This is a genomic window from Aeromonas sp. 159 (genome assembly GCF_963862045.1).
Taxonomy (GTDB): Bacteria; Pseudomonadota; Gammaproteobacteria; order Enterobacterales; family Aeromonadaceae; genus Aeromonas; species Aeromonas veronii.
Genome location: NZ_CAWLMI010000066.1, coordinates 1 through 21,029, shown reverse-complemented (window position 1 = coordinate 21,029; position 21,029 = coordinate 1). Strand labels below are relative to the sequence as shown.

Sequence of the window (21,029 nt, the reverse complement as noted above, 5' to 3'; positions counted from 1 at the left end):
GGCGAGCCGGTGCTCGCCACCGCCCCTGCTGCTTGCATTCTGCATTCAGGGAGGCATAACGCATGACCCCCTGCTTTCACTGTGGCGAGCCGGTACCCGCCAATAGTGGCTATGCCCTCGAGATAAAGGGGATTGTTCGCCCCATGTGCTGCCCCGGTTGTCAGGCTGTGGCTGAAACCATCATGGAGTGCGGCCTCGCCAGTTACTACGATCACCGCACCGCCCCCGGTACCAAGGGGGATCTGGTACCCGAGGAGCTGGCCGCCCTCACCCACTACGATCTGGCAGAAGTGCAACAGGATTTTGTCACCGACAGCGGTACCCTTCGCGAAATCCAGCTGACAGTAGAAGGGCTCACCTGCGCCGCCTGTGCCTGGTTGATCGAACGCCACCTGATGACCCTGACGGGCCTGCGCTACATCAACGTCAACACCACCACCCATCGGGCCCGCATCAAGTGGGATCCGGACCAGCTTTCCCTGAGTGACATTCTCAAGGGATTCGCCCAGATCGGCTATCGCGCCTACCCGTTCCAGACCCATCAACAGGAGGCGCTCTACGCCAAAGAGGTGCGCAGCTATATGTTCCGGCTGGCACTGGCGGGGCTGGGCTCGATGCAGGTGATGATGTGCGCCGTGGCCCTCTACATGGATCTCTTCATCAGCGTTGAAGATGAGTTCATGGTCTACTTCAAGTGGATAAGCCTGCTGCTCTCAACCCCCATCATGATCTACTCGGCCCAGCCCTTTTACGTGGGTGCCTGGCGCAGCCTGAAACAGGGTCACCTGTCGATGGATGTGTCGGTGTCGCTGGCGCTGATTGGTGCCTTTGTCGCCTCCATGTGGGCCACCGTGTTCAATACCGGTGAGGTCTATTACGACTCCATCACCATGTTCGTCTTCTTCCTGCTGCTGGGGCGCTTTCTCGAGTTGCGGGCCCGGCGCAAGGCGTCGGAATCGAGCTCCAACCTAGCGCGACTGGTGCCCATCATGGCGACCCGCATCGATGATGAAGGGGAACATGAGGTAGCGGCCAAGACCTTGCAGGTCGGCGATCGGGTACGGGTGCTTGCTGGCGCCACCTTGCCGGCGGACGGCATCATTGTCGAAGGGCAAGCCAGCCTCAACGAATCCATGCTGACCGGTGAACAGCTGCCCCTGCTCAAACAGCCAAGCGATCAGGTCTATGCCGGCACCATCAACACGGATGCTCCGCTGCAGATCCGGGTCAGCCACCGTATCGAAGAGTCTCGGATCGCCCAGATCATGCGGCTGCAGGATCACGCCCTCGATGACAAACCGGCCATCGCCCAGATGGCGGATCAGCTGTCGCGCCACTTTATTCTGGTGTTGCTGATCATTGCCGCTGCGGTCTGGACCTTCTGGCACTTCCATCAACCGGATCAGGCGTTCTGGGTCACCCTCGCCGTGCTGGTTGCCACTTGCCCCTGTGCCCTGTCGCTGGCCACCCCGACGGCGCTAACCTCGGCCACCGCCAATCTGACCCGCAACGGCATTCTGCTGCGCCGTGGTCATGTGCTGGACGTGCTGACCAAGGCCAACCGGATCGTGATGGACAAGACTGGCACCCTGACCACAGGTGAGATCAGTCTGACCGGCACCACCACCTTGGCAGAGATGGACGAGACGCAATGCCTCGCCATCGCCCGGGCCATGGAGGCGCAATCCGAGCACCCCATAGCTCGCGCCTTCCGGCTACCTGCCGACAGTATCAGTGTGCTGCCATCCGCCCGCGAGATCACCCCGGTCATCGGTCACGGCATCACAGCGCTGGTGGATGGCGTACGCTACCGCATCGGCAGTGCCCGCTGGCTTGGGCTGGATCCGGCGCAAGAGCGCGGCCGCGGTCTGGCTATCTATCTGGCCGACGAGCAGCAGGTCTTGGCCCGCTTCAATCTGGAAGATACCCTGCGCCCCGATGCCAGGGCGCTGATCGCGGCATTCAAGGCAGCAGGTCTGCAAACTACCGTACTGACTGGCGACAGCTCTTTGCAGGCAGACGAGATTGCCCGCGAGCTGGGCGTGGATGAGCTGGTCAAGGGGGTCTCACCCGATGGCAAGCTGGCCTACCTCAAGGCCCGGGAAGCCCAAGGGGATATCAGCATCATGGTGGGCGATGGCATCAACGACGCGCCGGTACTGGCTGGCGCTCACGCCTCGTTTGCCATGGCTGGTGGCACCGATCTGGCGAAAAACAGCGCCGATGCCATCCTGCTGGCCGATGACCTGAGCCGACTGCTCGAGGCCAGAGTGCTGGCAATGCGTACCCGCAAGATCATCATCGAGAACTTCGCCTGGTCCATCGGTTACAACCTGCTGGTGTTGCCGCTGGCGGCCTGCGGCTGGCTGCCCCCCTATCTGGCAGCGGCGGGCATGTCGCTCAGCTCACTCATCGTGGTAACCAACTCCATGCGCCTCAACCGATGAGGCTGGTGGCGGAAAATAGCTGAAAATGTGGCCTGCCTCCGATGCAGGCCACATTTCTCACTGATAGCGGCTGGCCCCCTGCCCGAACAGGGTTACCATAGGGGACGCTTGCCAAGGATGAACGCCAAGGTACCTCTCATGAATATAATTTTTGTCCTGATCCCCATCGCCATCCTGTTTGTGATCATCGCCGGGGTCGTCTTCTTCTGGGCCATTCGCTCCGAGCAGTTTGAAGATCTCGACCGGCAGGGTTCCAACATCCTGTTTGACGAAGAGCAACCTGCCCACAAACCGGTAAAGCCTGCTGACCATGACCCACAACCTTGATCTGGCCGGCGCCCTGCTGGTCGGACTGGCAGGCTCTGCCCACTGTATCGGCATGTGCGGGGGTGTCTCCGCCGCGCTCTCCATGGCAATCCCAGCCAACAAGCAACACTTCTGGGGGCGGCTTGCCTATCTGCTCAACTACAACCTCGGCCGGATCCTGAGCTATGTCATTGCAGGTGCACTGGTGGGCGGCCTGCTCGCCACCACCAGCGAGCTGGGGGCTGGCAAACACGCCATCGCCGGATTGCGCCTGGTGGCTGCGCTATTGATGATTGCGCTTGGCCTTTATCTGGCGGGCTGGTGGCAAGGGATCTTGCTGCTGGAGCGGCTCGGCGCAAGACTTTGGCCCCGTATCAAACCGCTGGCGGGCAAATTTCTCCCCTTCACCTCGCCTGTGCAGGCACTGCCCTTTGGCATGGTGTGGGGTTGGCTGCCTTGCGGGCTGGTCTACTCCATGCTGACCTGGAGCGCGGCGGCGGGTTCGGCCAGTGGCGGGGCGCTCATCATGCTCTTTTTTGGCCTCGGCACCCTGCCCACCCTGTTCGCGTTGGGCGGGCTTGCCGATCGCCTGAGATACTGGCTCACCCTGCGCAGTTTGCGCCTTGGCGGTGCCCTGCTGCTCATTTTGTTCGGGGTACATACCTTCTGGATTGGCATTGCTTCCTTTTGAAACCCTATCCAAAACGGATGAGTTGATGGTAAACTTGTTTGATATAAATCAATTATTCGTATGAGCCTATGATCCCGGAAAAGAAACCTGGCAGACGTATCCAGAGCGGTGGCTGTGCAATTCATTGCCAGGATTGCAGCATCAGTCAGCTCTGTATTCCCTTCACTCTGAACGACAACGAGCTTGATCAGCTGGACAGCATCATCGAGCGCAAGAAGCCGATCCAGAAGGGTGAAGAGCTGTTCAAGGCTGGCGATGAGTTCAAATCGCTCTATGCCATCCGTTCCGGGACCATCAAGTCTTACACCATCACCGAGCAAGGGGATGAGCAGATCACCGCGTTCCACCTCGCTGGCGATCTGGTCGGTTTTGATGCCATCCACAAACAAGCACACCCCTCCTTCGCCCAGGCGCTGGAAACCGCCATGGTGTGCGAGATCCCCTTTGAAGTGCTCGACGATCTCTCCGGCAAGATGCCCAAGCTGCGCCAGCAGATCATGCGTCTGATGAGCAACGAAATCATGGGCGATCAGGAGATGATCCTGCTGCTCTCCAAGAAGAATGCCGAAGAGCGCCTCGCCGCCTTCCTGCACAATCTGTCGGTACGCTTCTCCGAGCGCGGTTTCTCCGCCAAGGAGTTCCGTCTCTCCATGACCCGTGGTGACATTGGCAACTATCTGGGGCTGACTGTCGAGACCATCAGTCGTCTGCTCGGCCGCTTCCAGAAGTCCGGTCTCATCAGCGTCAAAGGCAAATACATTACCGTGCTGGATCAGGTCGCGCTGGGCATGATGGCCGGTGCCACTCGCCCGCCCTGCGGCTGATTTTTCCGCTTACCCTCTCGCTTTTCTCCTGCTTTCCCTGCCGGATCCTTTCCTCTGGAATGTGATCCGGTACGTTCCCCATACCCTCCTCCTGCGCTAAGCTGTAATGGCTAAGATTCTGCTGTCATTGGACTTTTCCAAGGAGGAGAAGATGGTCAAATATCAGAATATTCTGGTGGTTATCAATCCAGAAGAGGAGCGTCAAATCGCCCTCGAACGGGCAGTCAAAGTCGCCGAGCTGGACGAAAACGCCCATCTGACCCTGCTGCTCACCATCTATGACTTCTCGTATGAAATGACCGCCATGCTCTCGGTGGACGAGCGGCAAGAGATGCGTGATGGCGTCATTTCACAGCGACGTGAGTGGCTGGACGAGATCCTGACCCCCTATCGGGCACAGGGGATAGAGTGTGAAGTGAAGGTGGTCTGGCACAATCGTCCCTTCGAGTGTGTCATTCAGGAAGTGCTGGAGCAGCGCCACGATCTGGTGGTCAAAGCCACTCACCATCACAGCTTCCTGCAAACCTTCATCTTTACTCCCACCGACTGGCATCTGCTGCGCAAATGCCCCTGTCCGGTGCTGCTGGTCAAGGAAGGTCACTGGCAACGGGGCGGCAACATCATCGCCGCCATCAACTGCTCAAGCGACGATCCGGATCAGAAATTGCTCAACGAACGGATCACCCAAGAGGGAAGCGACATCGCCGAGCTGCTGGGCTCCAACCTCTATCTGGTTAACACCTACCCGGGCACCCCGGTCAACGTGGCCATCGAGCTACCGGAGTTTGACCCCAACGCCTACAACGAGGCGATCCGCAAGCACCACGAAAGCCTGCTGCTCAGCCATGCCGACAAGTTCGGGATCGGTCATCTCTGGACCCGGGTAGCAGAGGGACTACCGGAAGAGGTGTTGCCGGATATGGCCGAAGAGCTCAAGGCGACCCTGATGATCATGGGCTGCGTCGGCCGTACCGGGCTTTCTGCAGCTTTGCTCGGCAATACTGCCGAACATGTGATTGACCGCCTCTCCTGCGACCTGCTGATCCTCAAACCGGCCGACTACAGCTGCCCGGTCGACAGTCGTCGCAATCAATCATAAGGTGCCTGGCACCTTGCCCTCCCCCGGGACATGGCTATAATAACGCGCTTATTTGTGTCCCGGGTTTTACGAGCATGCTAGAAGAGCTGAACGCCAAAGAAAAATACAGTTTCAACAAACTGCAAAAGCGCCTGCGGCGCAACGTAGGTCAGGCCATTGCCGACTTCAACATGATTGAAGAGGGCGACAAGGTCATGGTCTGCCTCTCAGGCGGCAAGGACAGCTTCGGTATGCTCGACATACTGATGAGCCTCAAAGCCAGCGCCCCCATCCATTTCGATCTGGTTGCCGTCAACCTGGATCAGAAGCAGCCCGGTTTCCCCGAGCATGTGCTGCCCGAGTATCTGGATTCCCTCGGCATCGAGTACAAGATTGTCGAAGAGGATACCTACTCCATCGTCAAAGAGAAGGTACCGGAAGGCAAAACCACCTGCTCCCTCTGCTCACGGCTGCGCCGCGGTATTCTCTACCGCACCGCCCAGGAGCTGGGTTGCACCAAGATTGCCCTTGGCCACCACCGCGACGACATCCTCGAGACCCTGTTCCTCAACATGTTCTACGGTGGCAAGCTCAAGTCCATGCCGCCCAAGCTGGTGAGCGACGATGGCAAGAACGTGGTGATCCGCCCGCTGGCCTACTGCAAAGAGAAGGATCTGATCCGCTACGCTGACGTCAAAGCCTTCCCCATCATTCCGTGCAACCTGTGCGGCTCACAGGAGAACCTGCAGCGTCAGGCCATCAAGCAGATGATGCAGGATTGGGATCGCCGCTTCCCCGGTCGTATCGAGACCATGTTCACCGCCATTCAGGACGTGATCCCGAGCCACCTGCTCGACCACAAGCTGTTTGACTTCAAGAGCATCAACCGCGACTCCGGCATCATAGATGGCGGTGACAAGGCTTTTGATCCGCCCGAGATGCCAAAGGCGCCGCTGCTGGATATCGACGAGATGGACATGCTGGATGTGATTGAAGTGCGCTAAGCCGCGCTCACAGGGCAAACGCCACGCAAAAAAAAGGAGCGATAATCGCTCCTTTTTTGCTTTCTTGACCTGCCTGTTACCAACGTAACAGCACCATCGGCATCAGCCCTTGTGCAACCAGGGGGTCAGTCGCAACACGTCACCCTGCAGGCGCAGTTGCCCGGCAGCGAACGCGGCCAGTTGCTCATTGCTCAGCAGCAGGTGGCCTTCCTCCCAGGGCTGCGCCTCCTGACGGGCGCCATCAATCAGATAAGCAGTGCCGCTCTGCTGCACCAGGGTAATGCGCACCCCTTCCATCTTCGGCAGGAAGTGCTTGCCGACCATGCCCGCCATCTTGTCGAGCAGCGACTGCATCTGTTGCTGACGGGCCGCCAGCTCGGCCAAGGGCAGCTCGGGCCCGTTCGGCGCATCGGCCATCACCTGTACCGTCATATCGCATGTGGCGTGCTCTTCTTTCAGGCCAACGGTCACGATCCCCTTGTCGAGGTTGAGATCCTCATCAAAAGGCAGGCGTAGTTCGCTATCGACCGTTACCTCGCCCGCGACCTCCTTGCTGTCGGTTGCAACCCGGGCAAAGGTGAGGCCACAGCGCTGGCCATTTTGCGGATCGGTCAGATAAAACCCCAGTCTGGCGTGACCAAACTCCCCTTTGGCAAAGGTCTTCATCTGGCTGTAGAAGGTGCTGTATTGCAGATCCAGCACCGGCTCAGCCAGCGCCAGCCCTGGCAGCAAGAGCGTGGCCAGCAGACTCTGGCGCACAGCCTTGGTCACTCCATATCGACGGGTCATTCAACATCCTTTTGCATCATGCATTGAAATGGTTGGGGCCTTCTGTCACCTCGTTAACCTCTACCCCCACCCCGCAGAGATCCCGATAGAGGATCCCCTTGCAGTTGAAATAGAGCGGTGCCACCCAGATAAGCCCCAACCCCATGGGGATCAGAGCCAGGAAGAAGAGCGCGGTCATCACGCCGTGGAACAGCACAATGCTGGGCCAGCCGCGCGCAAAGAGCTTGAGAGAGACCAGAATGGCCTGGGGCGGCGTCAGACCGCGCTCCAGCACCAGCGGGACAGTAAAGAGCAGCCCCATGCCGATCAGGGCCGAGGGAATGAATGAGAGTACGGCAGGCAATCCCAGCAGATCGAATAGCGGGCCAAACAGGCTGGTGAGCAGACTGCCAAGCAGGCTCAACATGCCGAGGCGTACAAAGTGGCGGAAGAAGTCGAACACCTGGTTGGCCCGGGCGCGCACCCCGACCGACTGCTGCAACCCCAGCATATCGAGGGAGCTGGTCATGGGGGCCATCACCACCGTCATCAGCAGGCTCAGCACCATGGCCACATTCATCTGGCTGTCATCCCCCAGATAGGGCAACAGCAGCACATTGCTTAGCAGGATCCAGATCGCCGTCACCCCGACAATCGCCAGCAGCAGGCCAAATCCGGTACGGCGGGTCTGTTGCCATCCCTCCTGGATGACCCCTTTCAGGTCAAGGCGGTAGCCTTGGTTCAGAGACTGCTCAAGGGAGCCGCCAATACGCATTTTATTACTCAATTGACTATCCAATATCGAAAACGACCAAATCAGGTGGCACATTATAGCGATTTGGTCTGCTATTCGTAGCCGTTTTTCCTGCGCACTTGCGGCTAATTCGGGCCAAAAAGCCTTTAATTTCATGTGTCGGCTGCATAGAATGCGGCCCTCTTTCAACACGATGGCCACTGGCTGGGGTGAGACTGGCGGATGATGAACAATCCACAGGTAATTGTCGCGCTGAACAAGATCAGCAAAAAATACGATGGCAAGGTGATCCTGAGTGACCTTGACCTTGAAATCTATGACGGTGAATTTCTTACCCTGCTGGGCCCCTCCGGCTGTGGCAAGACCACCTTGCTGCGCCTCTTGGCCGGGCTCGAATCGGTCGATGGTGGCACCATCCATCTGGCCGGTGACGAGATCACCCATATCCCCGCCGAACACAGGCACATCAACACCGTGTTCCAGAGCTATGCGCTCTTCCCCCATATGACGGTGTTTGAAAACGTCGCTTTTGGCCTCGAGATGCAGAAGGTACCAGCCAGCGAGATCCGCCAGCGGGTCGAGGAAACCCTTGCCATGGTGCAGCTCACCGAGTTGGCCAACCGCCGCCCGGATCAGCTCTCCGGCGGCCAGCAACAACGGGTCGCCATCGCCCGCGCGGTAGTCAATAAGCCCCGTCTGCTGCTGCTCGACGAATCCCTCTCGGCACTCGACTACAAGCTGCGCAAGCAGATGCAGAGCGAGCTCAAGGCGCTGCAGCGTCGCCTTGGCATCACCTTTGTCTTCGTTACCCATGATCAGGAAGAGGCACTCACCATGTCTGATCGCATCCTGGTGATGGAGGGCGGCAAGATCATCCAGCGCGGCACTCCGCGCGATATCTACGAATCGCCAGCCAATCTGTTCGTGGCCCGCTTTATCGGCGAGATCAACGTGATGGATGGCAAGCTGATCAGCCAGCGCGAGCCCGGTATCTGGCAAGCGGAGGTAGAGGGGCGCGAATGCCTGCTCCATACCACCTTGCCGTTCCAGCCAGACGACAAGGTACTGGTGCTGCTGCGCCCGGAAGATCTGCGCATTCTCGATCAGGATGACGATCAGATCGGTGCGCTGCGGGGCAATATCCGCGAGCGCAACTATAAGGGGGCGACGCTGGATTCGGTGATCGAGCTCGAAAGTGGCAAACAGCTGCTTATCTCCGAGTTCTTCGACGAGGATGACCCCGACTTTGACTATCGCCTGGGTCAGGAGGTGGCGATCCACTGGGTTGACAGCTGGGAGGTGGTGTTGCCCTATGAGCCTCACTAATCTGCGGGTAGCGCACAGCTTTGCCCACAACGGCTTTCGCAACGGGGCCATCGCGCTGATCCTCGGCTGGCTGACGCTGTTTGTCTTCCTGCCCAACCTGATGATCATCGGCGTCAGCTTCCTGACCCGTGACGAGTCCGAGCTTATCGCACCGCTCTTTACCCTGAGCAACTATGGCCGCCTGCTGGACCCCCTCTATTTCGAGGTGCTGCTCCACTCCCTCTGGCTGGCGCTGCTCGCCACCGCCATCTGCCTGCTGGTGGGCTACCCCTTTGCCTGGCTGCTGGCTCATCTGCCAGCGCGTATCCGCCCGCTGCTGCTGTTTCTGGTGGTGGTGCCGTTCTGGACCAACTCCCTGATCCGCACCTATGCGCTGAAAGTGCTGCTCGGCACCCGGGGGCTGATCAATGGCTGGCTGCTGGATCTGGGGCTTATCGAACGACCGCTGCAGATGATGTATACCGAGGTGGCTGTCATCATCGGGCTGGTCTATGTACTGCTCCCCTTTATGGTGCTGCCGCTCTACTCCAGCATCGAGAAGCTGGATGGCCGTTTGCTGGAGGCGGCGCGAGATCTTGGCGCCAATGGCTGGCAGCGGCTGGTGCGGATCATTTTGCCCCTCACTCTGCCCGGCATCATCGCCGGTTGTCTGCTGGTGTTCCTGCCCGCCATGGGGATGTTCTACGTCTCCGACTTGCTGGGGGGCGCCAAGCACCTGCTGATCGGCAACCTGATCAAGACCCAGTTCCTCAACAGCCGAGACTGGCCCTTTGGCGCCGCCATCAGCGTGATGCTGACGGTGCTGATGGCGCTGTTGGTCTACTGCTACTGGCGAGCGGGCAAGCTATTGAGCAAGAAGGGGGAGCTGGCATGATGCGCGCACTGAAAGCCCTCTTTCTGCTACTGGTGTTTGGCTATCTCTATGTGCCCATCGGGGTGTTGATCGCCAACTCCTTCAACCTGTCGAAATATGGCATCGACTGGCGCGGCTTTACCCTGGGCTGGTATGAGAAGCTGTTTGCCAGCGCCAGTCTGATGCAGGCGGCCCAGCACTCCCTGACCATCGCCGCCCTCACCGCCACCGCAGCCACCCTGATCGGCACCCTCACCGCAGTGGCGCTGTTTCGCTATCGCTTTCGCGGCAAACAGTACGTGAGCGGCATGCTGTTCGTGGTGATGATGTCCCCCGATATCGTGATGGCCATTTCGCTGCTGACCCTGTTTGTAGTGACCGGCATTGCGCTCGGCTTCTGGTCGCTGCTGATCGCCCACATCACCTTCTGTCTGCCGTTTGTGGTGATCACCGTCTACTCGCGGCTGTGTGGCTTCGATGTGCGGATGCTGGAGGCGGCGCGGGATCTGGGGGCTGGCGAGTGGATCATCCTGCGCCGCATCATACTGCCGCTGGCCCTGCCGGCGGTGATGGCGGGCTGGCTGCTCTCCTTTACCCTGTCGCTGGACGACGTGGTGGTGAGCTCCTTTGTTACCGGCCCGGCCTACGAGATCCTGCCGCTCAAGATCTACTCCATGGTCAAGGTGGGGGTCTCCCCCGAGGTCAACGCCCTGGCCACCCTGATGCTGGTCGCCTCCCTCGGGATGGTGCTGCTGGCGCAACTGTTACTGCGTAAACGGCAGGGTTGACCCTGCCCGTTTCGTCCCCGCCATCTTTGGCGAACTCTGTCACGGTGGGCCGCAAGGCCCCATAACCCCAAGGAGTTGTTGATGACAATCCAACACAAGGCCGGCGCCCTGCTGGCAGCCGCCCTCACCCTCACCACCCCGCTGCTGAGCCAGAGCGCTCACGCGGCCGATGACAAGGTGGTCTACTTCTACAACTGGTCGGAATATGTGCCGGATGGCCTGCTGGAGCAGTTCCAGCAAGAGACCGGTATCAAGGTGATCTACTCCACCTACGAATCCAACGAGACCCTCTACGCCAAGCTGAAAACCCATGGCGACGGCTATGACGTGGTGGTGCCCAGCACCTACTTCATCTCGAAAATGGCCAAAGAGGGAATGCTGCAGCCGCTGGATCGCGCCCAACTGCCCAACTTCAAGCACCTCGACCCAACCCTGCTCAACCACGAGTACGACCCGGACAACCGCTACTCCATCCCCTATATCTGGGGCGCAACCGGGATCGGCACCAACACCGACATCATCGAGCAGCCGGTCACCAGCTGGAAGCAGCTCTGGGCGCCGGAGTGGAAAGAGAGCCTGCTGCTGATGGACGATGCCCGCGAGGTGTTCCATATCGCGCTGGTGCAGCTGGGTTACAGCCCCAACACTCAAGACAAGGCGCAGATCGCCGAAGCGTTTGAATACCTGAAAAAGCTGATGCCCAACGTCAAGGCGTTCAACTCCGACAACCCGGCCGACCCCTTTATCGCCGGTGAGGTCAATATCGGCATGCTGTGGAACGGCTCGGCCTACGGCGCCCAGCGTGAATATCCCTCCATCCAGATGACCTACCCCGAAGAAGGCGCCGTGCTCTGGATGGACAACCTCGCCATCCCGGCCAAGGCCAAGCATGCGAAAGAGGCCCACGCCCTGATCAACTTCCTGATGCGCCCCGATGTGGCCGCCAAGGTGGCCGAGGCGATTGGCTACCCCACCCCGGTCAAGGATGCCATTCCCCTGCTCACCCCGGCGTTTCGCAACAACCCCATGGTCTTCCCGAGCGACGAGATCAAACGCAAGGGCGAGTTCCAGTCCGATGTGGGTGATTCCTCCCGCCTCTACGAGCAGTACTTTCTGCAGCTGAAAGCCATGGTGGCCAAGGCCGGTTAAGTCGGCGGTTAATCGATCCTGACGGGGTTAATGGATAAAGGGGGCAATATTTGCCCCCTTCTCTTTTTAACAACCAGCGCAACACTCTGAACGGAAAAGTATATGGGCAGCCATATTGTTGCTGTGACGTTTGTCACAGTAACAATAATAGGTCACAGATAATATATCTAGACAACTCTCAGCAATAATATGATTTAAAATCTATTTCTTCTTGAACCATCAGGGGCAAAACTCGATGTCATATGAAATGGTCTATTAACAACACAAACACTATCTTTCATCAAATCACAGTATAGCCTAATACACACGAAGGGGAATTAAATGGGACCTGAATATATAGCTGGAATTATTGGCGGACTTCTCGGTGGTATTGTTGGAACTGCTGGAGCTTGGATATCTGGGTACTGGGGGCCACGCAAGCTCGAAATGGAGCGAGCGGCCCAAGAAGAAGAAAGAATCTGGGGCCCTAGAAAAAAATTGATTAAAGAACTACTTGACAAGGCTGTCACTGAAAAAGGTAGAAGTTTCAATACTCTCAGACGTGTAACAGGTACACCCGATGATGATCTCCGGCGACTACTTGTAGAGCTCGGTGCTCGTGGCTTTACCCGTGACAACGGAGAAGAAGCTTGGATATACCAAGAAAAACGCCAACTGGAGTTCCAACAAGACTCTTAACATCGTTCTCTTAGCTGACTGGGCTCGCAAAAACTTCACTTTTGCTCGCGTGTTAGTTTAATGATTGCATTTCAAATTTTAATTAAGAGAGCAATAAATGATTGAAACTATTAGCTACAGTAGTATTTTAGAAACTGTACGAGCAGAGCAGAATCGTTTTACTGGTAAAGTTGTAATGATGGATTCTGTCGATCCTGTTACTGCAAGTCTGATGGCTGAAATAAATTCAAAGGTAGTACGGCATAGTTTGATAGCAGTATTTTTCTGTAATCCTAACACACCTTTTGCTAGAGATGAAATTATCCCGTTTCTGAACTACTTCCATAAAAGATCAAAACAATATATCAATATTTTTTGTTGTGGGTTTGGTGCTGTTAGCTCTAACTCTGATTATCCAGACATGCAGAAAGTAGGTAGTGTTAACGGTATGGAGTGGTATTATAGTGACGAAGCATTTGTAAATGTCGTAGATGCGTTTGAAGAGAGAACAAAATGGAAATATAGTGGTGAAAATGAGTTGCTTCTTCTTGATATAATTAAGAGCAACAAGCCTGAAGATTTAACGATTAAACACGCAATTGTTTGTAACTTAGAACAGATGTATAAAGATAAAGCTTTTACATCCGTTCGCAGCTTAGTCGAAAAATTGATCTATTATGCCAAAAGTGACGAAGCTGCAAATGCTTGGAAATTTAGTGATAAGCAAGGACTTCAAGTAACAATGAATGTATTGAAAGATATGGTGCTTAACTTACTGCCAAGTGATATTCGAAATTTATATCAGCAATCTGAGAGCTATGCAGTTAAGCAAATAGGGGCGCTTTAGCGCCCAGTAAAAGCAAAGGTCGATTAATTCTGCGCTTTTTCATCCCTCCTTAGGGGTGTAGATTGGTTGGGGGGCAAACGTTGCCCCCTCTCTTTTTTCATGACTGCCCGTGGTGCTACGCGAAGCAATCTTTCGCCGATATCGCGGGTGGCCTGAGCCAATCAGGAGTATTCATGTCCGATCTGACACTCTATTTCGCTCCCGGCACCTGTGCCATGGCCGTGCAGATTGCCCTGCTGGAAGCAAATGCCCCGTTCCAACCCCGTCTCGTCAACCTCGCCGCTGGTGAGCAGCGTGATCCTGCGTATCTTGCCATCAACCCCAAAGGGCGGGTGCCAGCCCTTGTCACCGAGCAGGGCACCCTGACCGAGACCCCGGCACTGCTGCTCTATGTGGCACAGCGCTTCCCCGATGCCAAGCTGGCGCCGCTGGACAACCCGTTCCTGCTGGCCCGCATGCAGGAGGTCAACAGCTTCCTCGCCTCCACCGTGCATGTCTCCCACGCCCACGGTCGCCGTGGCAGCCGCTGGGCCGATGACGAGCAGGCCATTGCCGCCATGCAGCAGAAAGTCGCCAGCAATATGCGCGATGGCTTTGCCCAGATTGAGCAGCACTATCTGGCAGGCCCCTGGGTACTCGGCGAGCAGTTCAGCGTGGCGGATATCTATCTGTTCGTGGTCGCAGGCTGGCTGAAAAGCGATGGGGTCGAGATCAGTGAATTCCCCAAGGTTGCCGGTCATTATCAGCGCATGCTGAGCCGTCCGGCGGTAGCCAAGGCACTGGCCAACTAACCATAAAAGCAATAGCTCGATGAATAACAAGGGTGTCAGGGCTCTGCTGGCACCCTTCCTGCCGCCTCCCCTGCACTTCTTCTCCCGCCTTTGAGATCGTTTTCACATTTCCGTGGTTTTGCCGTGGCCCTTCCTTAGTAAAAAGCCTATCTTTGTGCCATGACGCAACCGGTTGCGTAACCGGTTGCCTAGCGGTTCACAGATTGACGGGCCAAGGCCTGATGAGGTGCTGTATGAAACGAGGCGTATTGCTCAATGCTCCCCTGAGTGCTCTGGTGGCACAGATGGGCCACACCGACGAGATCACCGTCTGCGATGCAGGCTTGCCCATTCCGGCAGGGCCGGAGCGGATCGATCTGGCGCTGATGGCGGGGACGCCTAGCCTTGAAACCGTACTGACCGCCCTGCTCACCGATCTGGTGGTGGAGAAAGCGATCATGGCAAGCGAGATCAAGCAGATCAGCCCCGCCGCCCATCAGGCACTGGTCGATCAGCTTGAGGCCCACGCAGCCGCCCAGGGCAAACCCATCGCCATCGAATACTGCCTGCACGAGGAGTTCAAAACCCGCTCCCATCAGAGCAAGGCGATCGTGCGCAGCGGCGAGGTGACTCCCTACGCCAACCTGATCCTCTGCGCCGGTGTGGCGTTCTGACATTCTTCAAAGAAGGCCTCTTCAAGGAAGCTGCAAATGAGCACAACCTCCCCCCTCTCACCCATTCTGGAGCTGACCGGGATCGTCAAGACCTTCCCCGGTGTGCGCGCCCTCGACGAAGCGGGTCTGCGGGTCTATCCGGGCCAGGTGATGGCCCTGCTCGGTGAAAATGGCGCCGGCAAATCCACCCTGATGAAGGTGCTGACCGGTATCTATCAGGCCGACGCGGGCATCGTCAGCTACCGCGGTCAGTCGGTCCACTTCAAGGGCCCCCGCGACTCTCAGGATCAGGGGATCAGCATCATCCACCAGGAGCTGAACCTGCTGCCGGAGTTGTCGATTGCAGCCAACATCTTCCTGGGTCGCGAACCCCGTACCCGTTTTGGCAGCATCGACCACAAACAACTGCGCGAGCGGGCAAGCGGCCTGCTGGCACGACTTGGCGTCAAACACGGGCCGGATACCCGACTCGGGGATCTCTCCATCGGCGAACAGCAGATGGTGGAGATCGCCAAGGCGCTGTCGTTCGATGCCAGCGTCATCATCATGGATGAACCCACCGATGCGCTGACCGATACCGAAACCGAGCAGCTGTTCAAGGTTATCCGCGAGCTGCGCGAACAAGGTTGCGGCATCGTCTATATCTCCCACCGCCTCAAAGAGATCTTCGAGATCTGCGATCGGGTCACTGTGCTGCGCGATGGCAAGTGGATTGGCGAGAAGGCGGTGAGCGATCTGGATGAAGACAAGATCATCGAGATGATGGTGGGCCGCCGACTGGAAGAGCAGTACCCGCGTCTTGAGCGCGAGCTTGGCCCCGTCAGCCTGCAGGTGAAAGATCTGGCCGGTCCCGGCGTGCGCGGGGTGAGCTTCTCCCTGCGTCAGGGGGAAATTCTGGGCTTTAGCGGCCTGATGGGCTCCGGCCGTACCGAGCTGATGAAGCTCATCTACGGCGCCAGCCCCATCAGTGCCGGTGAAGTACAAGTTGACGGTCATGCGCTGGTGCCCAAAAGCCCGGCGGATGGTCTGGCCGCAGGCATTGCCTATATCTCCGAGGATCGCAAGGGGGATGGGCTGGTGCTGGAGCTGTCGGTGCGCGAAAACATGAGTCTGTGCGCCCTCGATGAGTTCATCAGCAACGGCAAGATCGATGGCAAGGCCGAACGGCAGGCGGTGAGCGACTATGTGCGCCTGTTCAACATCAAGACCCCGAGTCAAGATCAGCTGATAAAGCTGCTCTCAGGCGGCAACCAGCAGAAGGTGGCCATCGCCAAAGGGCTGCTGACAAGGCCCAAGGTGCTGATCCTCGACGAGCCGACCCGCGGCGTCGACGTGGGGGCGAAAAAGGAAATTTATCAGCTGATCAACCAGTTCAAGAAGGAGGGGATGAGCATCATTCTGGTCTCCTCCGAGATGCCGGAAGTGCTCGGCATGAGTGATCGCATCATGGTGATGCACGAAGGGCGCATCAGCGCAGAGTTCAACACCCGCGATGCCAATCAGGAGAAGCTGATGGCGGCGGCAGTCGGTAAACAGTGGCAAGCAGAGCAAGAGGCATCCCAATGACAACCCAAACCCTTTCCCGCCGTGGCGTCATGAGCAAGGCGTGGTGGATCGAGAACAAATCCCTGGTCGCGCTGCTGGTCCTGATTGGTGTGGTCTCCTTTCTGAGCCCCAACTTCTTCACCGCCGACAACCTCCTCAACATCCTGCGCCAGACCTCGGTCAACGCCATCATGGCGGTCGGTATGACGCTGGTTATCCTCACCGCCGGTATCGATCTGTCGGTCGGCTCGGTACTGGCCCTGTGCGGTGCGCTGGCGGCGACCATGGTCGCCATGGAGCTACCGATCTGGCTGGTGGTGCCCCTCACTCTGGGTGCCGGTGCCCTGCTGGGCGGCGTCAGCGGCCTCATCATTGCCAAGGGCAAGGTGCAGGCATTTATCGCTACCCTGGTCACCATGACTGCCCTGCGCGGTATCACCATGGTCTATACCGAGGGTCGCCCCATCTCCACCGGTTTCAGTGACGGCGCCGATCACTTCGCTTGGCTCGGTACCGGTTACCTGTTCGGTCTGCCGGTGCCCATCTGGCTGATGGCCATCGTCTTCCTGCTCGCCTGGTTCATGCTCAACCACACCCGTCTCGGTCGCTACATCTACGCGCTGGGTGGCAACGAATCGGCTACCCGCCTCTCCGGTATCAATGTGGATCGGGTGAAGCTGGCGGTGTATGGTCTGTGCGGCGCGCTCTCGGCGCTGGCAGGGCTTATCGTTACCTCTCGTCTCTCCTCTGCCCAGCCGACGGCGGGCATGGGTTACGAGCTGGATGCCATCGCCGCAGTGGTGCTGGGTGGTACCAGCCTGATGGGCGGCAAGGGCCGCATCATGGGGACCCTGATCGGTGCCTTGATCATCGGCTTCCTCAACAACGCCCTCAACCTGCTCGACGTATCCTCCTATTACCAGATGATCGCCAAGGCCAGCGTGATCTTGCTTGCCGTGATGATCGATAACAAAAGCAATCGTTGATAAGACAAGCCACACACAAGGAATGAAATGATGAAAAAGCTCAATACCCTGCTCGCTGCCGCCATCATGTCCGTGCTGGGCACCGCCCAGGCCGCCGATCAAACCCTGGCCATGGTGGTCTCCACCCTCAATAACCCCTTCTTCGTCACCATGAAAGAGGGTGCCGAAGCCAAAGCCAAGGAGCTTGGCTACGAGCTGGTGGTACTGGACTCCCAGAATGACCCGGCCAAAGAGCTCTCCAACATGGAAGATCTCACCGTGCGCAAGGTCGGCGCCATCCTGATCAACCCCACCGACTCCGAAGCTGTCGGCAACGCCATTCGTCTGGCCAACCGCGCCAGTATTCCGGTGCTGACCTTGGACCGCGGCGCTGCGCAGGGTGAGGTCAAGGCCCACATTGCCTCCGACAACGTGGCGGGCGGCAAGCTGGCCGGTGACTTCATCACCGAAAAACTGGGTACCGGTGCCAAGGTGATCCAGCTCGAAGGGATTGCCGGTACCTCTGCCGCCCGCGACCGTGGCGAAGGTTTTGCCCTGGCCGTGGCGGCCAACAAGCTGCAAGTGCTGGCTTCCCAGCCTGCCGACTTTGACCGCACCAAGGGTCTGAACGTCATGGAAAACCTGCTGGCGGCCCACCCGACCGTTCAAGCAGTCTTTGCCCAGAACGACGAGATGGCGCTGGGTGCCATCCGCGCCGTGCAGGCTGCCGGTAAAGAGGTAATGATCGTCGGCTTCGACGGTACTGACGATGGTAAAGCCGCCGTAGCCAAGGGTAAACTGGCCGCCACCGTGGCCCAGCAGCCTGCGCTGATCGGTGCCATCGGCGTCGAGACTGCCGACAAGGTGCTGAAAGGTCAGCCGGTCGAGAAATCCATTCCGGTACCGCTGCAAGTGGTCAGCAAGTAAGTTCTCGAGGGGAGGTTCGCCTCCCCTTTTCCCTCTCGTTCAGGTGCCTCTCGGCTTGAACTCACTCAGTCATCGTGTTCAAGCCAAGATGCATCAGGAGTAGTCAACATGAATCGTCTCGTCGTTCTGGGCAGTGTCAATGCAGACCATGTGCTGCGCGTTCCCCACTTTCCTCGCCCGGGTGAAACCCTGACCGGCCACAGCTATCAGGTGGTCCCCGGTGGCAAGGGGGCCAATCAGGCTGTCGCTGCCGCCCGCCTTGGTGCCCCCGTCTCCTTTATCGCCCGCATCGGTGATGACGCCATCGGCCACCAGATGAAGAGCGGTTTTGCCAAAGATGGCATCGACGTCAGCGCCGTCGAACTCGATCCCAAGCTCCCGACCGGTATCGCCATCATCTATGTGAGCGATGAGGGGGAGAACAGTATCGGCATCTCAGCCGAAGCGAACGGTGCCATCACCCCTGCCGTGGTGAAAAACCACGAAGCGATGATCGCCGACGCCCACACCCTGCTGTTGCAACTGGAAGTGCCGCTGGAAAGCGTTCATGAAGCTGCACGGCTGGCCCGCACCCACGGCACCCGGGTGGTACTCAACCCCGCCCCCGCCCGTCCGCTCTCCGCTGAGCTGTTGGCGCTGGTGGATCTCATCACCCCCAACCAGACCGAAGCCGAGCTGTTGACCGGCGTCAAAGTCACCGACGAAAAGAGCGCCCAAGAGGCGGCAGCCCGCTTCCACCAGATGGGCATTGCGGATGTGATGATCACCCTGGGCTCCCAGGGGGTCTATTGCAGCAACGCACAGCAGCAACAGCTGATCCCGGGCTTTCGGGTCAAGGCGGTGGATACCACAGCAGCGGGCGATACCTTCAATGGCGCCCTGCTGGCGGCGGAACTGGCGGGTGCCGATTTCCACAGCGCGGTGCGCTTTGCCCACGGGGCGGCGGCACTCTCCGTCACCCGGTTCGGAGCCCAGAGCTCCATCCCGAGCAAGCAGGAGGTCGACACCTTCCTGCTTGAGCAGACTGCACAGGGGCACTGATGGCAAATATCAAGGAGGTGGCGGCGCTGGCGGGGGTCTCGACCACCACCGTCTCCCACGTCATCAACGAAACCCGTTTCGTGGCCGAGGAGACCCGCGAGCGGGTCTTTGCGGCCATGCGCGACCTCAACTATGCCCCGAGTCTGGTGGCCCGCAGCCTCAAGGTGAAGGAGACCAACAGTATCGGCATGCTGGTCACCACCTCCAGCAACCCCTTCTTTGCCGAGGTGGTACGCGGGGTGGAGCGCTACTGCTTCGAGCAGGGCTACAACCTGATGCTGGGCAACACCGAGGGTCAGGCCGAGACCGCCCTCTCCTACCTCAAGATGATGCTGCGCAAGCGGGTTGATGGCCTGCTGATCATGTGTAGCGAAGGCCAGCAAGAGGTGTTCAACCAGCTCGACTGGCTCAAGAGCCTGCCGGTGGTGGTGATGGATTGGGGGCTGGTCAGCGAAGATGTGGATCTTATCGCCGACAACTCCTTCCACGGTGGTTATCTCGCGACCCGCCATCTGATTGAGCTGGGCCATACCGCCATCGGTTGCATCACAGGGCCCCACAGCCGCGCCCCCGCCAACCAGCGCCAAGCCGGCTTCGAGCAGGCGTTGCAGGAGGCAGGTCTCACGCTCAATCCTGACTGGATTCAGGAGGGGGACTTTGACTGCGCCAGCGGCCATCAGGCGATGACCCGTCTGCTGGCATTGCCCGAGCGTCCCACCGCCCTCTTTGTCTGCAACGATATGATGGCGATGGGGGCCATCAGTGCCGCCCATCAGGCGGGGCTGGTGATCCCGCGGGATATCTCCATCGTTGGCTATGACAATGTGGCACTGGCAGAATTTATGTCGCCGCCGCTCACCACCGTCAACCAGCCCAAAGAGGAGCTGGGGCGCCTCGCCGTCACCCGCCTGCTGGCCCGCATCAACGGCGAAGCGGTGGAGAACCACCTGATCACCGTCGACCCGGACCTGGTGATCAGACAATCCTGCGCCCCTCGCCCCTGATTTTCAGGGGCAATAAAAGAACAAGGCGACCCCGAGGTCGCCTTGTTTCATTTTGTCTCTTGCCGATGCAATACCGCTTTTTGCCCTCAGGCCAGCGACCGGGTCTCCCTGGCCGCCAGCACTTGCAGTTGCACCAGCCCCAATCGTCTGGCCAGAGGTTGCAACAACTCGCCATCTTCATCACCCTGCGGCAACCAGTAGCGGACAGGCCAGCCGCCGGCTGCCAGCTGCGCCGCGGTGGTACTGCCAATCTCTCTGAGCGCTAGAGTACAACCCTGCTGGCGCAATCCCGCCATCAAGACACCATCCGGCTGCAGCATCGGCACCAGCAACACCAGAGGCGTACGGGAAGCCCCCGGCAGATAGGCCAGTAGATGGGTCAGCTGGGCCTGGTTGTCGAGCGGGACCAGCAGTGCCCGACCATCGGCATACTGCGCCTCGTGCGCTTGCAGCACCCGGGCCAACACGGGCCCCAGCACACCGCACTCCTGCAGCCAGCGCATATGGCAGGGCACTCCCTGCTCACGCCACTCAAGCGCCAATTGCCACATCTCGCTGCCCTGTCCGTCCGTCAGCGCCTGCAACGCCACTCGCAGCGGTGCAGGCTCGCG

General features: G+C 58.7%; 21 protein-coding genes and 1 pseudogene. 19 read left to right on the top strand and 3 right to left on the bottom strand.

Going from position 1 to position 21,029, the window contains the following annotated elements:
• Window positions 1–62: 62 nt before the first annotated feature.
• The 6 genes from AACR14_RS12150 (at window position 63) to ttcA (ending at window position 6,350) form a co-directional block, all read left to right on the top strand.
• Window positions 63–2,447, top strand: a complete 2,385-nt coding sequence (locus AACR14_RS12150) for a heavy metal translocating P-type ATPase (RefSeq protein ID WP_019446376.1) — start codon at window positions 63–65, stop codon at window positions 2,445–2,447.
• A 138-nt stretch (window positions 2,448–2,585) separates the two neighbouring features.
• Window positions 2,586–2,774, top strand: coding sequence for a cbb3-type cytochrome oxidase assembly protein CcoS (gene ccoS, locus AACR14_RS12145; RefSeq protein ID WP_005336630.1), 189 nt, complete (start codon window positions 2,586–2,588; stop codon window positions 2,772–2,774).
• On the top strand, window positions 2,758–3,444 hold the full coding sequence (locus AACR14_RS12140; RefSeq protein WP_019446375.1) for a sulfite exporter TauE/SafE family protein: 687 nt from the start codon (window positions 2,758–2,760) through the stop codon (window positions 3,442–3,444). The genes ccoS and AACR14_RS12140 overlap by 17 nt, the downstream gene beginning before the upstream one ends.
• Window positions 3,445–3,512: 68 nt before the next feature.
• Window positions 3,513–4,268, top strand: a complete 756-nt coding sequence (locus AACR14_RS12135; RefSeq protein WP_005336632.1) for an FNR family transcription factor — start codon at window positions 3,513–3,515, stop codon at window positions 4,266–4,268.
• Window positions 4,269–4,419: 151 nt separating this feature from the next.
• Window positions 4,420–5,367: a universal stress protein UspE gene (gene uspE, locus AACR14_RS12130; RefSeq protein ID WP_019446374.1), complete on the top strand. Its 948-nt coding sequence runs from the start codon at window positions 4,420–4,422 to the stop codon at window positions 5,365–5,367.
• A gap of 74 nt (window positions 5,368–5,441) precedes the next feature.
• Window positions 5,442–6,350 (top strand): tRNA 2-thiocytidine(32) synthetase TtcA, encoded by a 909-nt coding sequence (gene ttcA, locus AACR14_RS12125; protein ID WP_005336634.1) that lies wholly within the window; start codon window positions 5,442–5,444, stop codon window positions 6,348–6,350.
• Window positions 6,351–6,452: 102 nt separating this feature from the next.
• Here the strand turns inward: ttcA and AACR14_RS12120 are convergent, their stop codons facing one another.
• On the bottom strand, window positions 6,453–7,139 hold the full coding sequence (locus AACR14_RS12120) for a DUF2987 domain-containing protein (RefSeq protein WP_019446373.1): 687 nt from the start codon (window positions 7,137–7,139) through the stop codon (window positions 6,453–6,455).
• A gap of 16 nt (window positions 7,140–7,155) precedes the next feature.
• On the bottom strand, window positions 7,156–7,893 hold the full coding sequence (locus AACR14_RS12115) for a hypothetical protein (protein ID WP_005351939.1): 738 nt from the start codon (window positions 7,891–7,893) through the stop codon (window positions 7,156–7,158).
• Window positions 7,894–8,094: 201 nt separating this feature from the next.
• Between AACR14_RS12115 and potA the strand changes: the two genes are divergently transcribed.
• From potA to AACR14_RS12050, 13 genes are all read left to right on the top strand, one after another.
• Window positions 8,095–9,198, top strand: a complete 1,104-nt coding sequence (gene potA, locus AACR14_RS12110; RefSeq protein ID WP_019446372.1) for a spermidine/putrescine ABC transporter ATP-binding protein PotA — start codon at window positions 8,095–8,097, stop codon at window positions 9,196–9,198.
• Window positions 9,185–10,072: a spermidine/putrescine ABC transporter permease PotB gene (gene potB / locus AACR14_RS12105; protein ID WP_019446371.1), complete on the top strand. Its 888-nt coding sequence runs from the start codon at window positions 9,185–9,187 to the stop codon at window positions 10,070–10,072. The genes potA and potB overlap by 14 nt, the downstream gene beginning before the upstream one ends.
• On the top strand, window positions 10,069–10,839 hold the full coding sequence (gene potC / locus AACR14_RS12100; protein ID WP_005336644.1) for a spermidine/putrescine ABC transporter permease PotC: 771 nt from the start codon (window positions 10,069–10,071) through the stop codon (window positions 10,837–10,839). The genes potB and potC overlap by 4 nt, the downstream gene beginning before the upstream one ends.
• Before the next feature lie 81 nt (window positions 10,840–10,920).
• The gene (locus AACR14_RS12095) at window positions 10,921–11,988 is read left to right on the top strand and encodes an extracellular solute-binding protein (protein WP_019446370.1); all 1,068 of its coding nucleotides are present in this window, start codon (window positions 10,921–10,923) and stop codon (window positions 11,986–11,988) included.
• 321 nt (window positions 11,989–12,309) lie between these two features.
• On the top strand, window positions 12,310–12,666 hold the full coding sequence (locus AACR14_RS12090) for a hypothetical protein (protein ID WP_019446369.1): 357 nt from the start codon (window positions 12,310–12,312) through the stop codon (window positions 12,664–12,666).
• Between the two features lie 97 nt (window positions 12,667–12,763).
• Window positions 12,764–13,492, top strand: a complete 729-nt coding sequence (locus AACR14_RS12085; RefSeq protein WP_026035065.1) for a hypothetical protein — start codon at window positions 12,764–12,766, stop codon at window positions 13,490–13,492.
• A gap of 173 nt (window positions 13,493–13,665) precedes the next feature.
• Window positions 13,666–14,283: a glutathione S-transferase family protein gene (locus tag AACR14_RS12080; protein ID WP_019446367.1), complete on the top strand. Its 618-nt coding sequence runs from the start codon at window positions 13,666–13,668 to the stop codon at window positions 14,281–14,283.
• A 233-nt stretch (window positions 14,284–14,516) separates the two neighbouring features.
• Window positions 14,517–14,936, top strand: coding sequence for a D-ribose pyranase (gene rbsD, locus AACR14_RS12075; RefSeq protein ID WP_019446366.1), 420 nt, complete (start codon window positions 14,517–14,519; stop codon window positions 14,934–14,936).
• 36 nt (window positions 14,937–14,972) lie between these two features.
• Window positions 14,973–16,502, top strand: a complete 1,530-nt coding sequence (gene rbsA, locus AACR14_RS12070; RefSeq protein WP_019446365.1) for a ribose ABC transporter ATP-binding protein RbsA — start codon at window positions 14,973–14,975, stop codon at window positions 16,500–16,502.
• Window positions 16,499–17,467 (top strand): ribose ABC transporter permease, encoded by a 969-nt coding sequence (gene rbsC / locus AACR14_RS12065; protein ID WP_005336670.1) that lies wholly within the window; start codon window positions 16,499–16,501, stop codon window positions 17,465–17,467. Before rbsA ends, rbsC begins: the two co-directional genes overlap by 4 nt.
• Before the next feature lie 30 nt (window positions 17,468–17,497).
• Window positions 17,498–18,373, top strand: coding sequence for a ribose ABC transporter substrate-binding protein RbsB (rbsB, locus tag AACR14_RS12060; protein ID WP_005360585.1), 876 nt, complete (start codon window positions 17,498–17,500; stop codon window positions 18,371–18,373).
• Between the two features lie 108 nt (window positions 18,374–18,481).
• Window positions 18,482–19,414, top strand: coding sequence for a ribokinase (rbsK, locus tag AACR14_RS12055; RefSeq protein ID WP_019446364.1), 933 nt, complete (start codon window positions 18,482–18,484; stop codon window positions 19,412–19,414).
• Window positions 19,414–20,418 (top strand): substrate-binding domain-containing protein, encoded by a 1,005-nt coding sequence (locus AACR14_RS12050; protein WP_019446363.1) that lies wholly within the window; start codon window positions 19,414–19,416, stop codon window positions 20,416–20,418. Before rbsK ends, AACR14_RS12050 begins: the two co-directional genes overlap by 1 nt.
• Before the next feature lie 86 nt (window positions 20,419–20,504).
• On the opposite strand, the pseudogene AACR14_RS12045 reads toward AACR14_RS12050, so the two are convergent.
• Window positions 20,505–21,029: pseudogene (locus AACR14_RS12045) on the bottom strand (GGDEF domain-containing protein); the annotation flags it as partial.

Bases quoted from the DNA above. Each gene is read 5' to 3' on its own strand.
- ttcA (WP_005336634.1), top strand. From the start codon at position 5,442: ATGCTAGAAGAGCTGAACGCCAAAGAAAAATACAGTTTCAACAAACTG.
- rbsA (WP_019446365.1), top strand. From the start codon at position 14,973: ATGAGCACAACCTCCCCCCTCTCACCCATTCTGGAGCTGACCGGGATC.
- AACR14_RS12085 (WP_026035065.1), top strand. From the start codon at position 12,764: ATGATTGAAACTATTAGCTACAGTAGTATTTTAGAAACTGTACGAGCA.
- rbsC (WP_005336670.1), top strand. From the start codon at position 16,499: ATGACAACCCAAACCCTTTCCCGCCGTGGCGTCATGAGCAAGGCGTGG.
- AACR14_RS12080 (WP_019446367.1), top strand. From the start codon at position 13,666: ATGTCCGATCTGACACTCTATTTCGCTCCCGGCACCTGTGCCATGGCC.
- ccoS (WP_005336630.1), top strand. From the start codon at position 2,586: ATGAATATAATTTTTGTCCTGATCCCCATCGCCATCCTGTTTGTGATC.
- uspE (WP_019446374.1), top strand. From the start codon at position 4,420: ATGGTCAAATATCAGAATATTCTGGTGGTTATCAATCCAGAAGAGGAG.
- AACR14_RS12140 (WP_019446375.1), top strand. From the start codon at position 2,758: ATGACCCACAACCTTGATCTGGCCGGCGCCCTGCTGGTCGGACTGGCA.
- rbsK (WP_019446364.1), top strand. From the start codon at position 18,482: ATGAATCGTCTCGTCGTTCTGGGCAGTGTCAATGCAGACCATGTGCTG.
- rbsB (WP_005360585.1), top strand. From the start codon at position 17,498: ATGAAAAAGCTCAATACCCTGCTCGCTGCCGCCATCATGTCCGTGCTG.
- AACR14_RS12115 (WP_005351939.1), bottom strand. From the start codon at position 7,893: ATGCGTATTGGCGGCTCCCTTGAGCAGTCTCTGAACCAAGGCTACCGC.
- potC (WP_005336644.1), top strand. From the start codon at position 10,069: ATGATGCGCGCACTGAAAGCCCTCTTTCTGCTACTGGTGTTTGGCTAT.
- AACR14_RS12095 (WP_019446370.1), top strand. From the start codon at position 10,921: ATGACAATCCAACACAAGGCCGGCGCCCTGCTGGCAGCCGCCCTCACC.
- potB (WP_019446371.1), top strand. From the start codon at position 9,185: ATGAGCCTCACTAATCTGCGGGTAGCGCACAGCTTTGCCCACAACGGC.
- rbsD (WP_019446366.1), top strand. From the start codon at position 14,517: ATGAAACGAGGCGTATTGCTCAATGCTCCCCTGAGTGCTCTGGTGGCA.
- AACR14_RS12090 (WP_019446369.1), top strand. From the start codon at position 12,310: ATGGGACCTGAATATATAGCTGGAATTATTGGCGGACTTCTCGGTGGT.
- AACR14_RS12150 (WP_019446376.1), top strand. From the start codon at position 63: ATGACCCCCTGCTTTCACTGTGGCGAGCCGGTACCCGCCAATAGTGGC.
- AACR14_RS12120 (WP_019446373.1), bottom strand. From the start codon at position 7,139: ATGACCCGTCGATATGGAGTGACCAAGGCTGTGCGCCAGAGTCTGCTG.
- AACR14_RS12135 (WP_005336632.1), top strand. From the start codon at position 3,513: ATGATCCCGGAAAAGAAACCTGGCAGACGTATCCAGAGCGGTGGCTGT.
- potA (WP_019446372.1), top strand. From the start codon at position 8,095: ATGATGAACAATCCACAGGTAATTGTCGCGCTGAACAAGATCAGCAAA.
- AACR14_RS12050 (WP_019446363.1), top strand. From the start codon at position 19,414: ATGGCAAATATCAAGGAGGTGGCGGCGCTGGCGGGGGTCTCGACCACC.